11 protein-coding genes and 3 pseudogenes are annotated in these 16,751 nt (G+C 69.2%); 2 read left to right on the top strand and 12 right to left on the bottom strand.

Going from position 1 to position 16,751, the window contains the following annotated elements:
• Positions 1-384: 384 nt before the first annotated feature.
• From AWZ10_RS31975 to AWZ10_RS31930, 10 genes and pseudogenes are all read right to left on the bottom strand, one after another.
• Complete coding sequence (locus tag AWZ10_RS31975) at positions 385-1,152, bottom strand: enoyl-CoA hydratase-related protein (RefSeq protein WP_060892709.1); 768 nt, start codon at positions 1,150-1,152, stop codon at positions 385-387.
• Between the two features lie 35 nt (positions 1,153-1,187).
• Positions 1,188-2,540, bottom strand: a complete 1,353-nt coding sequence (locus AWZ10_RS31970) for a ferredoxin reductase domain-containing protein (RefSeq protein WP_060892708.1) — start codon at positions 2,538-2,540, stop codon at positions 1,188-1,190.
• Positions 2,540-4,156 (bottom strand): amino acid adenylation domain-containing protein, encoded by a 1,617-nt coding sequence (locus tag AWZ10_RS31965; RefSeq protein ID WP_060892707.1) that lies wholly within the window; start codon positions 4,154-4,156, stop codon positions 2,540-2,542. The genes AWZ10_RS31970 and AWZ10_RS31965 overlap by 1 nt, the downstream gene beginning before the upstream one ends.
• A gap of 513 nt (positions 4,157-4,669) precedes the next feature.
• A pseudogene (locus AWZ10_RS31960) lies at positions 4,670-5,467 on the bottom strand (family 43 glycosylhydrolase); the annotation flags it as partial.
• Positions 5,467-5,619 (bottom strand): annotated as a pseudogene (locus tag AWZ10_RS48430) (RICIN domain-containing protein); the annotation flags it as partial. The pseudogenes AWZ10_RS48430 and AWZ10_RS31960, both read right to left, overlap by 1 nt.
• Positions 5,620-6,029: 410 nt before the next feature.
• The gene (locus AWZ10_RS31955) at positions 6,030-8,261 is read right to left on the bottom strand and encodes an alpha-L-fucosidase (RefSeq protein ID WP_060892706.1); all 2,232 of its coding nucleotides are present in this window, start codon (positions 8,259-8,261) and stop codon (positions 6,030-6,032) included.
• 387 nt (positions 8,262-8,648) lie between these two features.
• The gene (locus AWZ10_RS31945; protein ID WP_037698049.1) at positions 8,649-9,263 is read right to left on the bottom strand and encodes a GTP-binding protein; all 615 of its coding nucleotides are present in this window, start codon (positions 9,261-9,263) and stop codon (positions 8,649-8,651) included.
• On the bottom strand, positions 9,211-9,657 hold the full coding sequence (locus tag AWZ10_RS31940) for a DUF742 domain-containing protein (protein WP_060892704.1): 447 nt from the start codon (positions 9,655-9,657) through the stop codon (positions 9,211-9,213). The genes AWZ10_RS31945 and AWZ10_RS31940 overlap by 53 nt, the downstream gene beginning before the upstream one ends.
• Positions 9,658-9,687: 30 nt before the next feature.
• Positions 9,688-10,164: a roadblock/LC7 domain-containing protein gene (locus AWZ10_RS31935; RefSeq protein WP_060892703.1), complete on the bottom strand. Its 477-nt coding sequence runs from the start codon at positions 10,162-10,164 to the stop codon at positions 9,688-9,690.
• Entirely contained in the window at positions 10,145-12,604 is a 2,460-nt protein-coding gene (locus tag AWZ10_RS31930; RefSeq protein ID WP_079076630.1) for a sensor histidine kinase, read from the bottom strand. The genes AWZ10_RS31935 and AWZ10_RS31930 overlap by 20 nt, the downstream gene beginning before the upstream one ends.
• A gap of 416 nt (positions 12,605-13,020) precedes the next feature.
• On the opposite strand from AWZ10_RS31930, the gene AWZ10_RS31925 reads away from it, so the two are divergent.
• Positions 13,021-14,163 (top strand): substrate-binding domain-containing protein, encoded by a 1,143-nt coding sequence (locus AWZ10_RS31925; protein ID WP_060892701.1) that lies wholly within the window; start codon positions 13,021-13,023, stop codon positions 14,161-14,163.
• A gap of 238 nt (positions 14,164-14,401) precedes the next feature.
• On the opposite strand, the pseudogene AWZ10_RS48425 reads toward AWZ10_RS31925, so the two are convergent.
• A pseudogene (locus tag AWZ10_RS48425) lies at positions 14,402-14,568 on the bottom strand (endo-1,4-beta-xylanase); the annotation flags it as partial.
• 243 nt (positions 14,569-14,811) lie between these two features.
• Positions 14,812-15,198 carry a ribosomal maturation YjgA family protein gene (locus AWZ10_RS31920; RefSeq protein ID WP_079104516.1) on the bottom strand — a complete coding sequence of 129 codons (387 nt, stop codon included), beginning with the start codon at positions 15,196-15,198 and terminating at the stop codon, positions 14,812-14,814.
• A 584-nt stretch (positions 15,199-15,782) separates the two neighbouring features.
• Between AWZ10_RS31920 and AWZ10_RS31915 the strand changes: the two genes are divergently transcribed.
• The gene (locus tag AWZ10_RS31915; RefSeq protein ID WP_234360745.1) at positions 15,783-16,574 is read left to right on the top strand and encodes a hypothetical protein; all 792 of its coding nucleotides are present in this window, start codon (positions 15,783-15,785) and stop codon (positions 16,572-16,574) included.
• Positions 16,575-16,751: the final 177 nt, after the last annotated feature.

Here is a 16,751-nt window from a genome sequence, read left to right as displayed (position 1 = left end):
GGGTTCAGCTCAACGCGACGCCCCCCGCCTGGCGTCCCATCCCGCAGGAATACCGGCGGGCCACCGGCCCCAACTGCGACCGGCTGCCGGGCAAGTCCGGAGGCACGCCGTGCCGCCGCAGGTCAGCAGGCCGTCGGTGGGGAACTACGGAGAGCAGGTGTCATACGGCAGCAAGGATCATCGTGCTGTGGCCCGTCAACAAGGATCATCGTGTTGTGGCCTGTTCTGCTTGCACCGAGAGAACGGGCCTGACGTGGAGGTCGACTACCGCACGACGACCGACCACGGCCGCCGTAGCGCGAACCTCGGACATTCAGCATCCTGACGAGGGGCGGCGGGCCGAGACCCCGTCCGCCGCCCCGCTCCCCGGGTCAACCCACCCCGTCAGCGCCCCTTGAAAACAGGCGCCCTCTTCTCCATGAACGCGCTCATCCCCTCCCTCTGGTCCTCCGTGGCGAACAGCGCATGGAACACGCGCCGTTCGAATAGAAGCCCGTCGCGCAGACCGGTCTCCAGGGCCCGGTCGACCGACTCGCGGGCGGCGGTGACGGCCGGGCGGCCGTAAGAGGCGACGGTCGCGGCGGCTTCCGTGCTCTCGGTGAGGACGCGGTCGTCCGGGACCACCCGCGACACCAGGCCCGAGGCCTCCGCCTCGCGGGCGTTCATCGTGCGGCCCGTGAGGATCAGGTCCATGGCCTTGGCGCGGCCGACCAGGCGGGTGAGTCGCTGGGTGCCGCCGATGCCGGGGATCACGCCAAGCTTGATCTCCGGCTGGCCGAAGACCGCCGACTCGCCCGCGATGATCAGGTCACACATCATCGCGAGTTCGCAACCGCCGCCCAGCGCGTAGCCGTTGACCGCCGCGATCTTCGGCGTTCGGAATCCGGCGAACTCCTCCCAGCCCGCGAAGTAGTCCTCCGTGGCCATGTCCACGGCCGACTTCCCGGCCATCTCCTTGATGTCGGCCCCGGCCGCGAAGACCTTCTCCGAACCGGTGACGACGAAGCAGCCGACGTCAGGGTCGCGGTCCAACGGGCGGAGTACGTCGAGGAGTTCGGTCAGCAGCTCGCTGCTGAGGGCGTTCAGGGCATGCGGCCTGTGGAGTCGTACCGTGACGACGCGGTCATGACGTTCGATCTTGAGGGTGTTCATCGACTCTTCCTCTCTCCTTCTCTCCTGACGGTCTGTCACGAATCCCAGATCGCGCCGTAGGCGGGAATGCCGCGCCGCTCGAGACCGTGAACGACCTGCCAGGTCAGCTTCTTGTTGGAGATGCAGATGACAGCTTCGGCACCGAAGTCGCGATACGCGGTGTACGCCAGCCGCACCATGTCCGGTTTGCCGTGCTGCGAGGTGTCCCAGACCAGCGCGTTCGGCTGCACGGCGAGGATCTCGTCGACCAGGCCGTCGCCATAGGTCCTGCGGGGATCACGCGTCGCCCACACGAGCCGTGAGGGCACCTCGGCGGCCAGCAGGTGCGGCAGGCAGGGACCGATACCGCTGCCGGTGGCGACGTAGATCACCTTGCTGAACAAGGTCTCGATATTGGCGACGCCGGCCGTGGTGATGCCCTTGACCCAGACCTTCGGGGGCGCGTCGTCGATGAACGAGCCCGTCCAGTCGCCCGCACGGGAGATGGTCAGCCGGAAGCCGGGTTCGCCGGGGGAGGGCACGTTGGCGAAGGAGTGCCACTCGGTGAGCGGGCTGCGGCTGATGGCGGTGGATGACCCCGCGAAGGGGGTCACGCCGTGGTCGAAACGGGCCAACGCGACGTGCGTGGAGGGCCGTTCGATCCGTACGTCCACCTTGCGCAGCCGCAGCCAGGGCAGAGCGACGCTGAAGGTGACCACGGCCAGCACCCCGAGGGCGACCGGCCCCTGCGCGCCCAGCAGCGTATGCGTCCAGAACAGTACGAGGGTGCTCCAGCCGCCGAAGCGGTGGATCTTCTCGAAGTGGTCGTGGAAGCGGGAGCGGAAGGGCGGCAGGGCGGTGGCCACGATGACGACGAGCAGTGCGACGAGTACCCAACTCACCGTGATGAGCGGCAGGTTGGCGCCATCGACGGTCACCACGACCGCCCCCGCGAGGAACCACACGGCTCCGGCCAGTGCCCCTCCCACGTGCAGTCCGCCGAAGTGGTACACCTTCCCGAGCGTCCACCGCGCTTTCAGCGGCCAGCTCGTCGGAGCCCAAGTCGCGAGCCGGAAGAAGAGGTTGATGACGTACTGCTGCCGTACAACCACTGCGAGTGCGAGGTTCGCGAGGGACGCGTAGCCGATGGCTTCGACGGTCGGCGGCCAACTCAGCGCCAGCAAGCCGATGTTGGCCAGTATCACCAGAGCCGCCAGGCGGTTGTAGTGCATCAGGCGGGGGTGCTTGAGGAGGCGACGAGGCACGGACGTGAGCGGAGGGAGTTCGGCGAGAGCCGCGGGAGGGGCGGGAGACGCGTTAGGGGTGGGAGGCGCGGCGTGCGTGGCGCTTCCCACCCCTACCTCGACGGACGAGGCCTCAGCGGACGATGTCTCAACGGACGACGTCATCAGGCCGCCCCCTCTCGCACCGCCGGCACGGGCAACAGGGGTGCTCCCTCGCCATGAACCGTCACCGCCCGCGCTGCGTGCCGCGCGGCCTCTTCCCGCTCCGCCGCCAGCCGCAGCAGTGCCGCCCGGTCGACCTTGCCCCGGTCAGTCTCCGGCAGCACGGCCACCGGGTGGACGGTGGCCGGCACGCAGTAGTACGGCAGTACGTCGGCGACCGCGCGCCGGGCCGTGTCCGGGTCGACGTCGGCGGGGCAGACGAAGGAGATCAGGCTGCGGGCGTCCCGCTTGAGCGTGACGGCGCGGGAGCAGCCCGCCACCGACTCCAGCACCGAGGAGACGGAGTCGAGTTCCACGCGGAAGCCGCGGACCTTGACCTGGTCGTCGGTACGGCCCAGATGCTCGAGTTCGCCGTCCGGTGTCCAGCGGCCGAGGTCGCGGGTACGGAACATGCGGCGTCCGCCGCCGAGGAAGGGGTCGGGGGCGTACCGCTCGGTGTTCAGCGCCTCGTTGTTCAAGTAGCCCGCCGATACGCAGTCGCCCCCGGCCCACATCTCGCCGACCTCCCCGATGGGCAGCGCACGCCGGTGCTCATCGAGGACGTACACCGTGTTGTTGGGGGTGGGGCGGCCGATCGTGAGCAGTGCGTCGTCCACGCGGTGGTGGCGCATCGTGTTGACGATCGTCGTCTCCGTGGGCCCGCACGAGTTGTGGAAGGCGGACCGGCGGGCCCAGGCGTCCGCGAGCGGGCGCGGGCACGGCTCGCCCGCGACCGCCACCGTCCGCACATGGGGGCAGCCCGCCGGGTCGATCCCGGACAGCACCGTCGGCGTCGCGATCAGCACGTCCGCCGTTCGGGCCGCCGCCGCGACGTCCTTGCCGCGGACGACGAGTGTGCCGCCGTGCGCGAGACAGCCCAGGATCTCCCAGGCGGCCATGTCGAAGGCGATGTTGAGGAGCTGGGCGACCCGGTCACCGGGGCGGATGCCCAGGTCACCGGGCTCGGTGAGGAGGATGTTCGCGACGTTGCCGTGGGTGACCTTCACCCCGTTGGGCTTGCCGGTCGTGCCGGAGGTGAACAGGACGTAGCACCCGTCGTCGGGGCGTACGGGCCGCTCGAGACGGACCGGCCCTTCCGTGGAGCGGTTGGCGAGATCGTCGTCGAGCGTGATCAGCCGGTGTCCGGTGTCAGCCGGAGGCACCCGCAGCGTGTGCTCCGACTGAGTGAGGACGACCCGGATTCCGGCGGTGCGGATGACGTGCCGCAGCTGGGCGGCGGGGGTGAGGCCGATGTCCTGCGGGACGTACGCGGCGCCGGCCTTCAGCGTGCCGAGCAGTCCGACGAGCATCGGGATGGAGCGGCGTACGAAGAGGCCGACGTGATCGCCGGGCCGTACGCCCTCCCGTACGAGTCTGGCCGCGAGCCGGTCGGCACGACGGTTCAGCTCGCCGTACGTGATCGTCGTGCCCTGGTGCTCGGCGGCGACCGCGTGCGGCGCGGCGGTGGCCCACCGTTCGACGGCGCGGTGGACGAGGGGGTCGGGGACGGGGACTTCAGGACCTTGGCCGAACTGCCAGAACAGGGCCCTGTCTTGGAGGGACAGATGGCTCAGGGGCATGCTTCACAGACCTCCTGGCTGCGTGGGGAGAAGATGCCTCGGGCGACTGAATGCTGACGTGCGTCGATATATGGATATGTCGAGCATCGTGCGGAGGTGCGGGGCCGCAACACCGGAGTGCGGTGGCGGCTCCCATAGCTTTAATGTTCAATGTGGGCCGCGTCACTGGGAAAACAAGTCACATGACTGGACTTACGGCACATCGACAGCTTCCGCACGAGCGGGCCACATGAGCCTCATGTACAGCGCGTGTAACGGGACGCGTTCATCGAGTGGTTCGTTGCCCACTCGATTCCTGAGCGAGCGGCGGGTGGCTCACAGTGCTGGGACAAGGCCGCCGGCAACCCGTACATCGCGCAGAAGTCGGCGCTGTTCGAGGAGGGCATGCGCGAGGGCCACCTGGTGCGGCGCCCGAACGGCAGCGTGTGGCCAAGTCCTACCCCAACTCAACCAAAGCGATCAACAAGACGATCGACTCCCTCGGCTGGCTCACCAGCAACTACAACGTCAGCAGCGGCCGTCGAGGGTCGCGAGTTCGGTGAGCGTGCCGTCGGACCGCTCGGCGCCGAGGGAGACGACATCGGGTCCGGTGCACGGTCCGTGCGGAGACGGCGGTTCCGTGATCGTGACGGCTAGGATCACCGGCCCGGTGGGCACGGACTGTTCGGCCACGACCGTGCGCAGGGAGCCGACGCGCGCGACCACATGCACCCGCGTGCCGGACACCTCGATCTCATGGTGGTGCTGCTCGTCGAGCCGCACGGCGAGGCCACCGCTGCCCGCCGCTGCGTCGACCAGAGTGCGCACCCGGCAGGACATGTGCTGTTGGCGCCGGCCGGTGAACACCACGTCGGGCTCGTCCAGGGAGTCGCCCCGCGCGCGGAGCGACAGCCATCCGGGGCGCTCCTTGGTGGTGCAGTGATCGGCGGGCCGGTCGCGCACGGAGATCCAGGACGGTCGCAGTGCGGCGAGCTCGAAGTCGGCCCGGTGCTCCTCGACAGGGCCGGGGGAGAGCGGCCACGGGAGCTCGGGCAGGCCCAGGCCGACCTCGCCGACGACCGGCCAGCCGTCCATCCAGGTCACAGGGGCCAGGAAGGTCTCCCTGCCGAGCACGTGCCGGCCCGGTGTGCCGCCGTGCGGCCGTACGCCGAGGAACACCATCCACCAGGAGCCGTCGGGGCCTTGGACCAGGTCGGTGTGGCCCGTGTCCTGGACGGCGTGGTCGGTGCCCCGGTGGGTGAGGATCGGGTTGGCCGGGCACGGCTCGAACGGGCCGGCGGGCGTACGGCCGCGGGCGATCGAGACGCCTACTGCGAAACGACTGCCCCGTCGGCCGTGCTCGCGCCGGACACGTCGAGCGCCTTGCCGCTGCCACGGTTGACCAGCACGTACCACGCGTTCGAGTCCACGGCGGCCGCGTGCGCCGTCCCGCCGGTGCCCAAGCCGGTCAGGAGCATGGCCATCAGGGCGATCACCGCGGTCAGCACCCCCGCACGTCTCCCGCGTCCCCACCCCGGGGCCCTGCATGCCGTACGCATGCCATCTCTCTGCACTCATGTCCCTTTCGCTGTGTGGTGGCCGTCCGCCCCCGGGACACGCGCCCCGAGGCCCGGCCCGGTCGTGTCGAAGTTCTGACCGTCGGTCGGCGTTGCTGTTGTGGATTCTCTGCGAGAGGGTGCGTCTGCAGCGTTCGCGGCCGACCACGCGTCCGGCCCGAAATCTTCGGATGCCCACCGGGAGTGCTGTCCCGTATGCCCGAGGTGGCGATGGCGGCGCAGCCCGGGCACGCTCGGGTATCCAGGACGTGACCGGGCCGCTCCGCCGTCGCACATGCTGCACGGATGTGCCCCGCCTCGTCAGCGGGCTCCGTCGGCTACAGCGCGGTGAAGGTCCACAGCAGGTTGGTGCTGTTGCCGTGGGCCCACTGCTTGGCGCTGGAGCCCGAGTCGACGTTGCCGCCGCCGTCGAGGACCAGGCCGGTGGTGCGGTTGGCGATCGAGTAGCGGTCGCCGCCCCGGTGGGTGATGGTCCACTGCTGGTTGGTGCCGCCGTTCCAGGCGGCCTGCCGGGCGACGGAGCCGTTGGAGGTGGCGCCCCAGCCGTCGGCGACCATGCCGTTGGTGCGGTTGACCAGCCGGTAGTAGCCGCCTTCGACCTGCTCGGCCCGCCACTGGAGGTTGTTGTTGCCGTTCCAGGTCCACTGCTTGAGCTCGGAGCCGGAGGCGACGTTGCCGCCGCTGTCCAGGGCGAGGCCGTTGGTGGCGTTGGTGATCCGGAAGTACGTCGCCGGGTTGAACTGGACTTTCAGCGAGGTGATCTGGTCGTTGTTGCCGGTGACCCTGAGGTCGGGGTTCTCGGCGGTGAAGGTCCAGGAGGTGCCGGAGAAGTTGTCTCCGGCGTAGCCGATCACCCGGTAGCCGGGGGCCGGCCGGAGGGAGGAGAGGGTGCGCGGGCCCGGTCCGGCCGCGGTCAGGTCGGCCGCGGTGTGGTCGCCGACGGTGAGGACGGCGGCCTTGCCGGTGTAGTTGACGTCCGTGAAGGCGATGGCGCCGGCCAGCGGCCGCAGAGCGGGGATCGTGCCGGAGAAGTCGAGCCTCAGGACGTACGCGTTGGCGTTGTACGGCGCGGAGGACGGCAGGGTGATCGTGAGGCCGGAGGCGTTCTGGGTCGGCGTGGGCAGGTCGATGTAGGTGCCGGCGGTGCTGCCGAGGAGCTTCACCGAGGTCAGTGACGAGAGGTTGATCCGGTCCGGGCTGAGCGTGTTGATCGTGAGCGAGCTGCCGGGCCAGCCGAGGACGGTGGCGTACAGGACGGTGTTGGCCTTGTTGCGGGTGAAACGGATGTCCTGGGCGGTGCCGGCGTGCGGGGTGGTGAACGAGCCGCCGCCCATCTTCGTCGGGCCTTCGCCGTACGCGGTCCAGGCGCGGGTCGCGTACACCGACTCACCGAAGCGCTTCAGGTGGTCGCCGATGGCGAGCAGGATGTCCTTCTGTGCCTGGGGGATGGTGCCGTCGGCCATCGGCGCGATGTTGAGCAGCACGTTGCCGTTCTTGCTGACCCGGTCGATGAAGGAGTGCAGCATCTGCTGGGTGGTGTAGTAGCCGATGCCCCGGGTGTAGCACCAACTGCTGCTGGAGAGGCTGTCGTCGGTCAGCCAGTACGGGGTGGTGAGATCGGCCGGGCCGCCGCGTTCGTAGTCGAAGACCTCGCCCTTGCCGTTCATGCCGTCCTTGTACGTGGCGACGACCTCGCGGCCCCAGCTGTTGGCTTGGTTGTAGTAGTACGCCAGGAAGTTCAGGCGCTGAGTCTCGTCGACGGCGTCCAGATTGAAGTCCTGCCACAGGATGTCGGGCTGGGCGTGGTCGATGACCTCCTTGAGCTTGTCGAACCAGAGCTGGTTCGCCGCGGCCGAACCCAGTTGCCCGTAGAGCTTCTTGAGGCTGCTGTTCGTCTGCGCGGGGGCGAACTCGTAGAAGCCGGTGAAGTTGTACGCGTGGTGCATGGCCACCAGCAGCTTCAGGCCCTTGGCACGGATGGCCGTGGAGAAGAGTCCCAACAGGTCCAGCCCCGGGCCCTTCTTCACCGAGTTCCACTCGTTGACCTGGCTGTCCCACATGGAGAAGCCGTCGTGGTGCTCGGCGACCGGGCCGGCGAACCTGGCGCCGGCGTCGACGAACAGCTGCACCCACTCCTCGGGGTCGAACTTCCCGCCGGCCGACTTCAGCTTCGGGGCGAACTCTACGGTGTTGCCCGCCAGGTCCCGCGCTCCGTTGATGAAGTTGTGGTACGGCCACGCTGATGGCTGGCCGTAGGTCGCGATGTGATGCTGGTTCGCGTTGTTCCCGGCCTCGTACATGCTGCGCGGGTACCACTCGTTGGCGAAGGCGGGGACGCTGAAGGCACCCCAGTGGAAGTAGATCCCGAACTTCGCGTCCTGGAACCACTCCGGAGCCGGCGGGTGCTGGTCGACCGAGTTCCAGTCGGGCGTGTACCTGCCGGGCGCCGCCTCGGCGACACCGGCACCGAGCACACCTCCGGCAACGGCCGCCGTGGCCACGCAGGTTGCGGAGGCCAGCAGTTGGCGTCTGTTGATCGAGTTCGGCATGGACACATCCCTGATGCGGAAGGGGACAAGGGGAACGCAGGGGCCACGCACGAAGGTCGGCCATGTAGCCATGGGATGTCAACCAGCGTGCAGGGATGAAAAGTAGCCCGTGGGCGAGATGTATGCGCTACTTGCGGCGCTTTTGTCGCGTATTAGGCCCACTCAGACATGCCATGTCTGGCAGTCGCTTCCGTGAGGGGGCGGGACCTGCCGGGCCGGCCGTCGTCAGGGCCCTGGCGGAGCGGAGTCTGCCGTACGCGCACCTGGAGTGGCACGCCGGGCCCGGCGGCGGCATCGGGGTTGCGGCCGGCGACCTTGTGCACGTTGGTCGCCTCGAACAGGTTGTTCTTGGTGTCCGACATCACCACCCGGGCGAGGAGGGGGAAGTCAGGTCGCCGCAGCCGTTTCGGCGCGGGAGAGGGCGACGTCGAGTACGACCAGGAGCGCGTCGCGGACGGAGCCCGTCCTGCGTGCGTCGAAGACGATCAGCGGGATGTGTTCCGCGATGTCCAGTGCCCACCGCACTTCGTCCAGGTCGTGTTCGACCTCTCCGTCGAAGGCGTTGACGGCGACCGCGAAAGGGATGCGCTTGTGCTCGAAGTAGTCCACGGCCGCGTAGCAGTCGTCGAGGCGTCGGGTGTCCACGATCACCAGGGCACCGAGGGCGCCTTCGACCACGTCGTCCCACATGAAGCCGAACCGGTCCTGGCCCGGTGTCCCGAACAGGTACAGCTTCAGGGTCGGGTCGAGGGTGATGCAGCCGAAGTCCAGGGCGACGGTGGTGGTGGTCTTGCCGGGCGTGTGCGTGAGGTCGTCCACGCCTGCCGCGACCTCGGTGATCGCGGCTTCCGTGGTGAGCGGCCGTATCTCTGAGATCGAGCCCACGGTGGTGGTCTTGCCGACCCCGAAGCCGCCGGCGATGACCAGCTTGACCGGTAGCGGCGGCTGCTCAGCCGCTGTCGCGGAGTGTGCCCCGTGAATCGGGGACGGCACGGAGACCATTGATAACCCTTCGCAGTACGGAGATGTCCTGGGCGGTCCGGGCGCCTGGCACATGGACCGCCAGGTGCCCGGCGGCACACAGGTCTTCGGCGAGCACCCGGACGACATTGAGGTGCAGCCGCAGGCAGGCGGCCAGTTCCGCCACCGACTGCGGCCGTCGGCAGGCGGCGACGATGTCGTGGTGTTCGAAGGCGAGCGTGCCGAGGACGGAGAGCCCGGTCGAGGTCGCCACGATCTGGGTCTCGATCGGGATCGGTGCCGCTGCGCCGCTCCCCGAGACCCGGCCGGCGGTCAGCAGGAACGGCCGGACGGCGGGGGCGCGGCCGACCGGCTCCGGCGGGCCGCCCCCCGTGTCCTCTGCTGCCTCATGCGGTCCTTGTCCACCGACGGCCATGGCGACGACCTCCTGCCTTGCGGGGATGGGTCAGCCGGCCGGTGTGGAGCCGACGTTGTTCTTCAGCTCCATGACCAGCTGGGGGGTGAGTGCGGCCCCGGCGCGGTTGGCGAAGAGGGTCATCTCGTAGGCGATGTTGCCCAGTTTCGCCTCCTTGGAGGCGACCACTCCGAGTACGGCACCGTTGCCTATGGCCGACACCAGTACATGCCCGCCCTCCAGGTCGATGATGACCTTGTTGAGACCGCCCAGGCTGTAGTTGCCGGAGACGCCTGCGGCGAGACTCGTGATGCCGGACACGATCGCGGCGAGCCGCTCGGAGTCGGCCCTGTCGCGTAGTTGGGAGACGGCGATCAGCAGGCCGTCGGACGACACCGCGATGGCGTCGACGACTCCGGCGGTGTCCGTGGCGAAGCGGTCGAGCAACCAGGTGAAGTCGGCTGCCGCGGTTCGCAGGTCGTTGGACTTCGCCTGTTCGGGGGTGCTGTCACCTGTCGACGTGGTCACTGCCCGTCTCCTTCTGGCCTTCTGGGGTTTCTGGAGTTTCCGGTGTTGTGGTGGTGCCTGCTCCGTCCGGGGGCGCGGCACTGTCCTGCTCCGCCCTGCGCACGGCGGCCTCGAACTCGTCGATCTCCGAGCGGACGGCGTCGGCGTCGAGAGGCGGTCGCACCGGTGGGATGCTTCGGTCGCCGGCTGGGGTGGTCACGGTGAGCGTCGCGCCCCGGACCCGTCGTCGTAGTGGCCGGGTGGCTGTCGGCGAAGGCCCCTCGGCAGTGGTGGTCCTCGCCGCGCCGAGGCGAGGCGGGACGCGTCGGGGCAGGTCACTGTGGGGTGACACGGTGGTCGGCCGCCGCTCGGGAACGGTCGCGGTGGCCGGTTCGGCGGTTACGGAGGCCGTCCCCTCGGGCCTCGTCGTGGGCGCTGCCGCGGTCCCGGTCGGGCCCGAGGCGACGGGCGGTGTGGCGTCCACAGGGCCCATCGTCAGCAGGAGTACGGAGGGGATCCAGACCGTGCTGGTGACACCACCTCCCGGTGTACGGCTCAGAGTTGTGCGAAGTCCGAGGTGGCGGGCGAGGCTGCCGACCACGAAGAGGCCGAGCACCTTGGTCGGTACCAGGTCGAGCCGTTCCCTGCGGACGAGGCGGGCGTTCTCCTCGGCGAGGCGTTCCGCGCTCATGCCGAGGCCGTGGTCGATGACCTCGATCAGAGCCCCGCCGTCCTTGGTGACGTCGGTACCGGGCCGCACGACCACCTCGACAGGAGTGTCGGACGGGGAGAAGGAGACCGCGTTCTCCAGCAGTTCGGCGAGCAACAGCGTCAGGTCACCGATGATGTCGGGCCCTACGGTGATGTCCGTCTCGGACCGCAGGGACACCCGCTGGTAGCCCTCGATCCGGCCGAGGCCGGAGCGAATGACGTCGACCAGCGTGGCCGGCCGGGCCTCCACGTCGGTCTCCCGGATCCCGGCGAGCAGCATCAGGCTGTCGGCGTTGCGCTGGAGGCGTACGGCGATGTGGTCGATGCGGTAGAGCCGTTCGAGGAGGTCGGGGTCGGTCTCCTCGCGTTCCACGGCATCGATCAGCGTCAGCTGGCGGGTGGTCAGATTACTGACCCGGCGCCCGACGTTGCCGAACATCTCGGCGACGTTGCGGCGGGACAGTACTTGCCTCTCCAGCAGCGCGGAGGCGGTGACCTGCACATGGTTGAACGCCTCGGCCAACTCACCGATGTCGTCGCGGACCGGCACCGGGATGGCCTGCGGCCGGAACGGGGTGCCGCCGGCGGACTCGTCGTCCGCGACCCGCGCGAGTTCCTCGTCCGCGGCCTCGACCACCTGCTGGGCGGATCCGGTCAGGGCCATGAGGGGGCGGATGACCGAGCGCCGGACCAGGACACAGAACGCCAGCCATGCGGCGAAGCCGAGCAGTGCCGCGCCGAGCATCGACCATGCCTTGCGCAGGGCGTTCGCGGAAAGCGAGTCGGCCTGAGCGGCGGTCTGCCTGATCAGCGTCCGGGTGATGCCGAGGCGCGTGTCGGCCTGCCGCTCTCCGGCGGCGATCTTCTCGCGCAGTTCCCGCGTGGTCTGCGACTGCAGGGAGCCCGGATCGACCTGGAGCTCCGCGAACTGGGAGGTGACGTCGTTCTCTTCGGCACTGCGCTCGATGCCGTCCATGCTCAGGACCTGCTCCGGCGTGGCGATACGGCCGAAGCGGTCCGACTGGTAGGTGTAGAGCTCGTGGGCGCCGACCGCGCGGGTGTACTCGGTGAGAGCGTTGGCGTCTCGGGTCTGTGCGGAGAACACGGCGCTCTCGAAAGCCGCGTGGGCCGCGTCCGCGCGTAGTACGGCGTCCAGCAGGTTGGTGACCGAGGACTCGGAGGTCGCGGCGAAGCGGTCGAGTCCGATGCCGTCGATGAGGTAGCCGACCGCGGCGGCGTAGGCGGGGTCGATGTTGGCAGCGGGGACATAGCCCCGACCGAGCTTCTCGCGCAGGGAGTCGAGGCTGCCGATGTACTCGAGTGCCTGTGTCTCCTCGGCCGGCAGGCTCGACTGGAACGCGGACCGCACGGCGGCGACCCGTGCATCGGTGGCCTGCTGCGCCTCCAGGTAGGCGGTCGTCGACGGCTGGGCTGTTCCGGGGCGGTCCGCCTCGTACTGCACGGACAGCAGGAGCGCCAGCCGGTGTTCGGCCTGTACGTCGTTGATGAGCGCCGTGACCTGCTCGCTGTCACGCACCAGTTCGGCGATCCGGTCGGCGTCGCGGACCTGCTCGATCTGGCCCGCGACGCCGATGCCGAGCAGCACGCCGACGACCGCGATGGGCGCGATGACGAGCACGTTGAGTTTCCGCCGGAACGGCCAGCGGGCGAGAACGGATACCGCTCTCTGGCGGAACGGAGGAGTCCGGTCCCTGCGTCCGGGCGGCGGCTCCACCGTGTTCGTGGGCACGCTGGCCTCCTTCGAGTTCTGGTGAGTGGCGACCGCGGTGTCGTGGCGGCAGGACCGTCGACGAACGGGAGCGGGTACGACGCTCGCACGGTGTCGCCGGGCATGAGCGATCGCACAGGTGACGTGAACGACGGGATCACGTCATGTGTCCGGATCCGGTCGGTCGGAGACTATCGTCTGCGTGATCGCTGTGAGCCTGTGTGTAATCAAGAATTGATTACGAATTGTTCACGCGCGCCTACTGAGCGGTGCCGCCTCCGTGGAGGGACCGGTCGGTGCCCTGCTACATTCCCACCGCGACAACCCACCGGGCCGCAGCCCGTGGTGCTGCCGCCGTTGCGATTCCGGCCGTCTGCCGGATCGTTCTCCTCCCCCCACGCAACCCGTACCCCCTTGTGTCCAGTTGAGGAGACCCCGTGCACCCCACCCGCAAAGCGACTGCGGCAGCCGTCACGTTCCTGGTCGTGGCCACTGCTGTCGGCGGCTGTGACAGCGGCTCGACCACCAACACGTCCACCGTCGGTTCGCGGGAGCCGGGTTGCCCTGCCGTCCTCGACGAGGCGAGACAGGCCGTGAAGGAGGCCGAGGACATCAACGCCCCCTGGGGCGGCCCCACCACCGGACCTGAGGCCGTCTCAGGCAGGACCGTCGCCTATGTCGCCCAGACCATGACCAACCCCGGTGTCTCCGGAGTCGCCAAGGGCGTCCAGGAAGCGGCGAAGGTCCTCGGCTGGGACGTCCGCACCATCGACGGGCAGGGTACGCCCGCCGGCATCCGGGCGGCCTTCGCCGAGGCCCTCGCCCTCAAGCCCTCCGGCATCGTCATCGGCGGCTTCGACCCCAAGTCCGTGGCCAAGCAGGTCGAACAGGCGGACGCCGCAGGCATCCCGCTGATCGGCTGGCACGCCACGGCCACCCCTGGACCCAGCACGGATCCGAAGCTCTTCAGTAACGTCACCACCAAGGTCGAGGAAGTCGCGGAGATCAGCGCCGACTGGATCATCGCCCGCTCAGGCGGCCGGGCCGGCGTGGTGCTGTTCACCGACGCCTCGATACCGTTCGCCAAGCGGAAGTCCGATCTGATCAAGAAGAGACTGGCCACCTGCCCCGATGTCGAGTTGCTGAGCTACGAGGACATCCCCATCCCGGAGGCCAACAGCCGGACCGTCGCCAAGGTCTCCTCCCTCCAATCCCGCTTCGGCGACAGATGGACCTACTCCGCCGCGATCAACGACCTGTACTTCGACCACGCGGCACCAGCGCTGCGCGCCGCCGGTCACAAGGGTGACGGCGCCCCGTTCAGCATCGGCGCCGGTGACGGTGACCCGTCAGCCTTCGAGCGGATCAACGGCAAGCAGTTCCAGTCGGCCACCGTGCCCGAGCCCCTGTCGGAACAGGGATGGCAGATCATCGACGAGTTCAACCGCGCCTTCGCGGGCGAGTCGGCCAGCGGATACGTCGCCCCTGTCCACGTCACCACCGCGGACAACAGCGGCGGTGCGCTCTCCTGGGACTCGGAGGGCTACCGTCAGGCCTACCGCAAGATCTGGGACAAATAGGGACTGGTGGGCGGCCGGGGGAGCGGGGGACAGCAGCGAGTGTGACGACGGGCGGGAGGGCCCGGCAGCCGAGCAGGACGTGCCGGCGCCCCTGATCGATTCCGGTGACAAGGCTGTGCATCACGGGTGGGACGGGCCCTCACCCACCGGTTGCTACCGCACAGTTGATGTGCGTGGCGGTCGTGGGTCGACCTCGGCGGTACTGATGCCGACAGGAGCAGTTGGGAGTGCCGCACCGCGTCTGGCCGCGCACGCGCCGACCGCGGGCCGTCGCACGGTTCACGATCTGGTCGGCGGGGCCGAAGGTGAACGAGCCGCGGGATCGCTCGGTGACGTCCCACTTCATCTCGTCCTCGGTGCGACCGAGTTGAACTCGCGGTCCAGGATGCCGGTGTACGTGCCGTCAACGGCGTCCTACTGACTGCCGATCAGTACCTCGTGCCCAAGCGGTTCGGCCATCCAGTGCCTGCGGTCGGCCGAGTTCAGCGGCCCCCCATTCCCCGGGGGGAACAACTCCCACTCAGTGGACAGGACGCGGTGTCGGTGGCCGCGTGCACACCGACCGAGACCCGGCAGTCGGCCGGCTCGCCCCTCCGCGGACTGGGGTGTCCGGTGCTGTGCACCGCTGCCCGCCGCAGGAGGCCGGTATCAACTGGTTCCTGTACGCCGATGCGACAGGTAGGCGCACACCGCGGTGTGGACGAGCCAGCCCGCTGCCGCACCGACCGCGTACCAGAACAGGTCGGGTGGATCGAAGGTGGAACCGAGCACGAGGCGGGCGACCGCGCTGCGCTGGGAGAGCTCCGCCGGCACCCCGCTCAGCTGCAGGAACTCGATCCCCCAACTGACGGTCAGTGCGCTTCCGGCGGCCGTCAGGGGCGTCACTCGTGGCGCCACCAGAACGACGAGGGGCAGAAGCATGACGGTGTACAGCGCGTCTCCGCCGTACTTGGCCAGACCTCCCGCGGCCACCGCCCGCAGTCCCAGCCCCGCGCCGACCACCACCACCGCAGCCCCGGCCGCCACCAGACGGATCCGTGCTGGTTCGACGGCGCGGTCATCGGTTCCGGGTATGACGGGCACAACGGGCACAGGGGCATACTGCCCGATGTCCGGTGCTCGGCCGAACACACCGCAGGCCGGACAGGAACATCCTGACGTCGCCTGTCGGTTCGGTACGGGTGCAGGTGGTGGCGAGGCCGTCGGGAGGTGGCCTCACGAGCCGAGACCGGTGATCCCTCCTCCCTTCCTTACGCAGTACGAGTGAATGAGTCGGCTGTTCAGTTCGGGGCAGGTGGCGAGTCTTCTACGGTTTCTGAAGGGATCCGGGGGCTGCTGATGAGCCCTGCGGGCGGGGGACCGCTGGAAGGGCGCACCTGATGTCGGGATTGGGGAAGTCGCCGGACGTGCTCAGGGCTCGGACGGGCCGTTGCCATCGGAACGGGGCCTGGGCCTGGGCCGCGGTGGGCCTGGCCTGCCTCATGGGAACGGTGCTGACTCTCAGCGGACCGTGGATGGCCGGGAGCACGGCGACGCGGATGGTGACTTTCGGGCCGTCCACCGGTTGCTGGGGGTTGGCGGCCTCGCTGGTGCTCCGAGCGTGGGGGGCGAGTGGACGGGTGCGGACGCGTCTGCTGCTGATGGGGGGCTCGGCGGTAGCCGGGGGTGTGTACCGCGGGGCGGTCCACGTGCTGTCGGCCCACCCTCCGGGTTCGGGACGGGACGAGCGATCGCTGCTCGGTTCGGTGGTGGTCACCGGAGTGACGCTGGCGGTCGGCCTGGGCATGGCCGGTCTGGTGGTCGCGGCCGACGCGGGCAAAGGCCGCCACGACCTGCTGCGGCGCGTGCTTGACGGGGTCGTCACAGCCGGGGCCGTGTTCATGACCGGATGGGTACTGCTGCGGGGGGCCAGTGACGGCTGGCGGCTGGGGACGGGGATGGTCGGTGTCCTGTGGACCGCGGAGGTCGTGTTCCTCAGTTTCCTGTTCGCCCTGCGCCGTCTCGTACGGAGCGATCAGAGAGTCACCTTGTGGGTGGGGATCGGCGGGCTGTCCCTCATGCTGATCGGCGACACGCTGCGACTGTGGACGGTCGGCCCGTACAGCCCCGAGGCGATGTCCTGTCAGCTGGCCGACGCCTGCAGTACCGCGGGCCTGCTGGTGGTCGCTGTCGGCCCTTGGGTGCCCGGCGGGGCCAGCGTCCTGGGTGCTGCGCAGCCGACACTGCGATGGGGGATAGAGGGTGCGGCGGCGTTCATTCCCCTGACGGTCTGCACGGTCACGGCGCTGGGATATGTGTTGTCTCCTCCTGCCCGTGACCCGGTGCCGCTGTTGGTCGGCGGGATCGCGCTGCTGAGCCTCTGGGCACGCCAGACGTTCCTGTCGAGCGAGAACACCAGAAACGACGAATGAGTTCTCGTGGGGCTGCCGTCCCTGCCGCGGCCGCTTTCGCTCACGGGCGAGAACTTCCAGAACTTCCAGCGCGGGTGGCCCTGGCGTGGCTGCCGGCGCAGGGCAACGATTTCGCCGCCCCGACCCCCGCGCTACTGCGTCAAGGGTGACGGTTTTGAGATTCTGATGAGGACGACT

The organism is Streptomyces europaeiscabiei (assembly GCF_001550375.1).
Taxonomy (GTDB): Bacteria; Actinomycetota; Actinomycetes; order Streptomycetales; family Streptomycetaceae; genus Streptomyces; species Streptomyces europaeiscabiei.
This window is presented reverse-complemented; position numbering and strand designations above follow the sequence as displayed.

What these genes read in the sequence shown, in the direction of transcription:
- AWZ10_RS31975 (WP_060892709.1), bottom strand. Translation starts at nt 1,152, where the DNA reads ATGAACACCCTCAAGATCGAACGTCATGACCGCGTCGTCACGGTACGA.
- AWZ10_RS31970 (WP_060892708.1), bottom strand. Translation starts at nt 2,540, where the DNA reads ATGACGTCGTCCGTTGAGACATCGTCCGCTGAGGCCTCGTCCGTCGAG.
- AWZ10_RS31965 (WP_060892707.1), bottom strand. Translation starts at nt 4,156, where the DNA reads ATGCCCCTGAGCCATCTGTCCCTCCAAGACAGGGCCCTGTTCTGGCAG.
- AWZ10_RS31955 (WP_060892706.1), bottom strand. Translation starts at nt 8,261, where the DNA reads ATGCCGAACTCGATCAACAGACGCCAACTGCTGGCCTCCGCAACCTGC.
- AWZ10_RS31945 (WP_037698049.1), bottom strand. Translation starts at nt 9,263, where the DNA reads ATGGTCTCCGTGCCGTCCCCGATTCACGGGGCACACTCCGCGACAGCG.
- AWZ10_RS31940 (WP_060892704.1), bottom strand. Translation starts at nt 9,657, where the DNA reads ATGGCCGTCGGTGGACAAGGACCGCATGAGGCAGCAGAGGACACGGGG.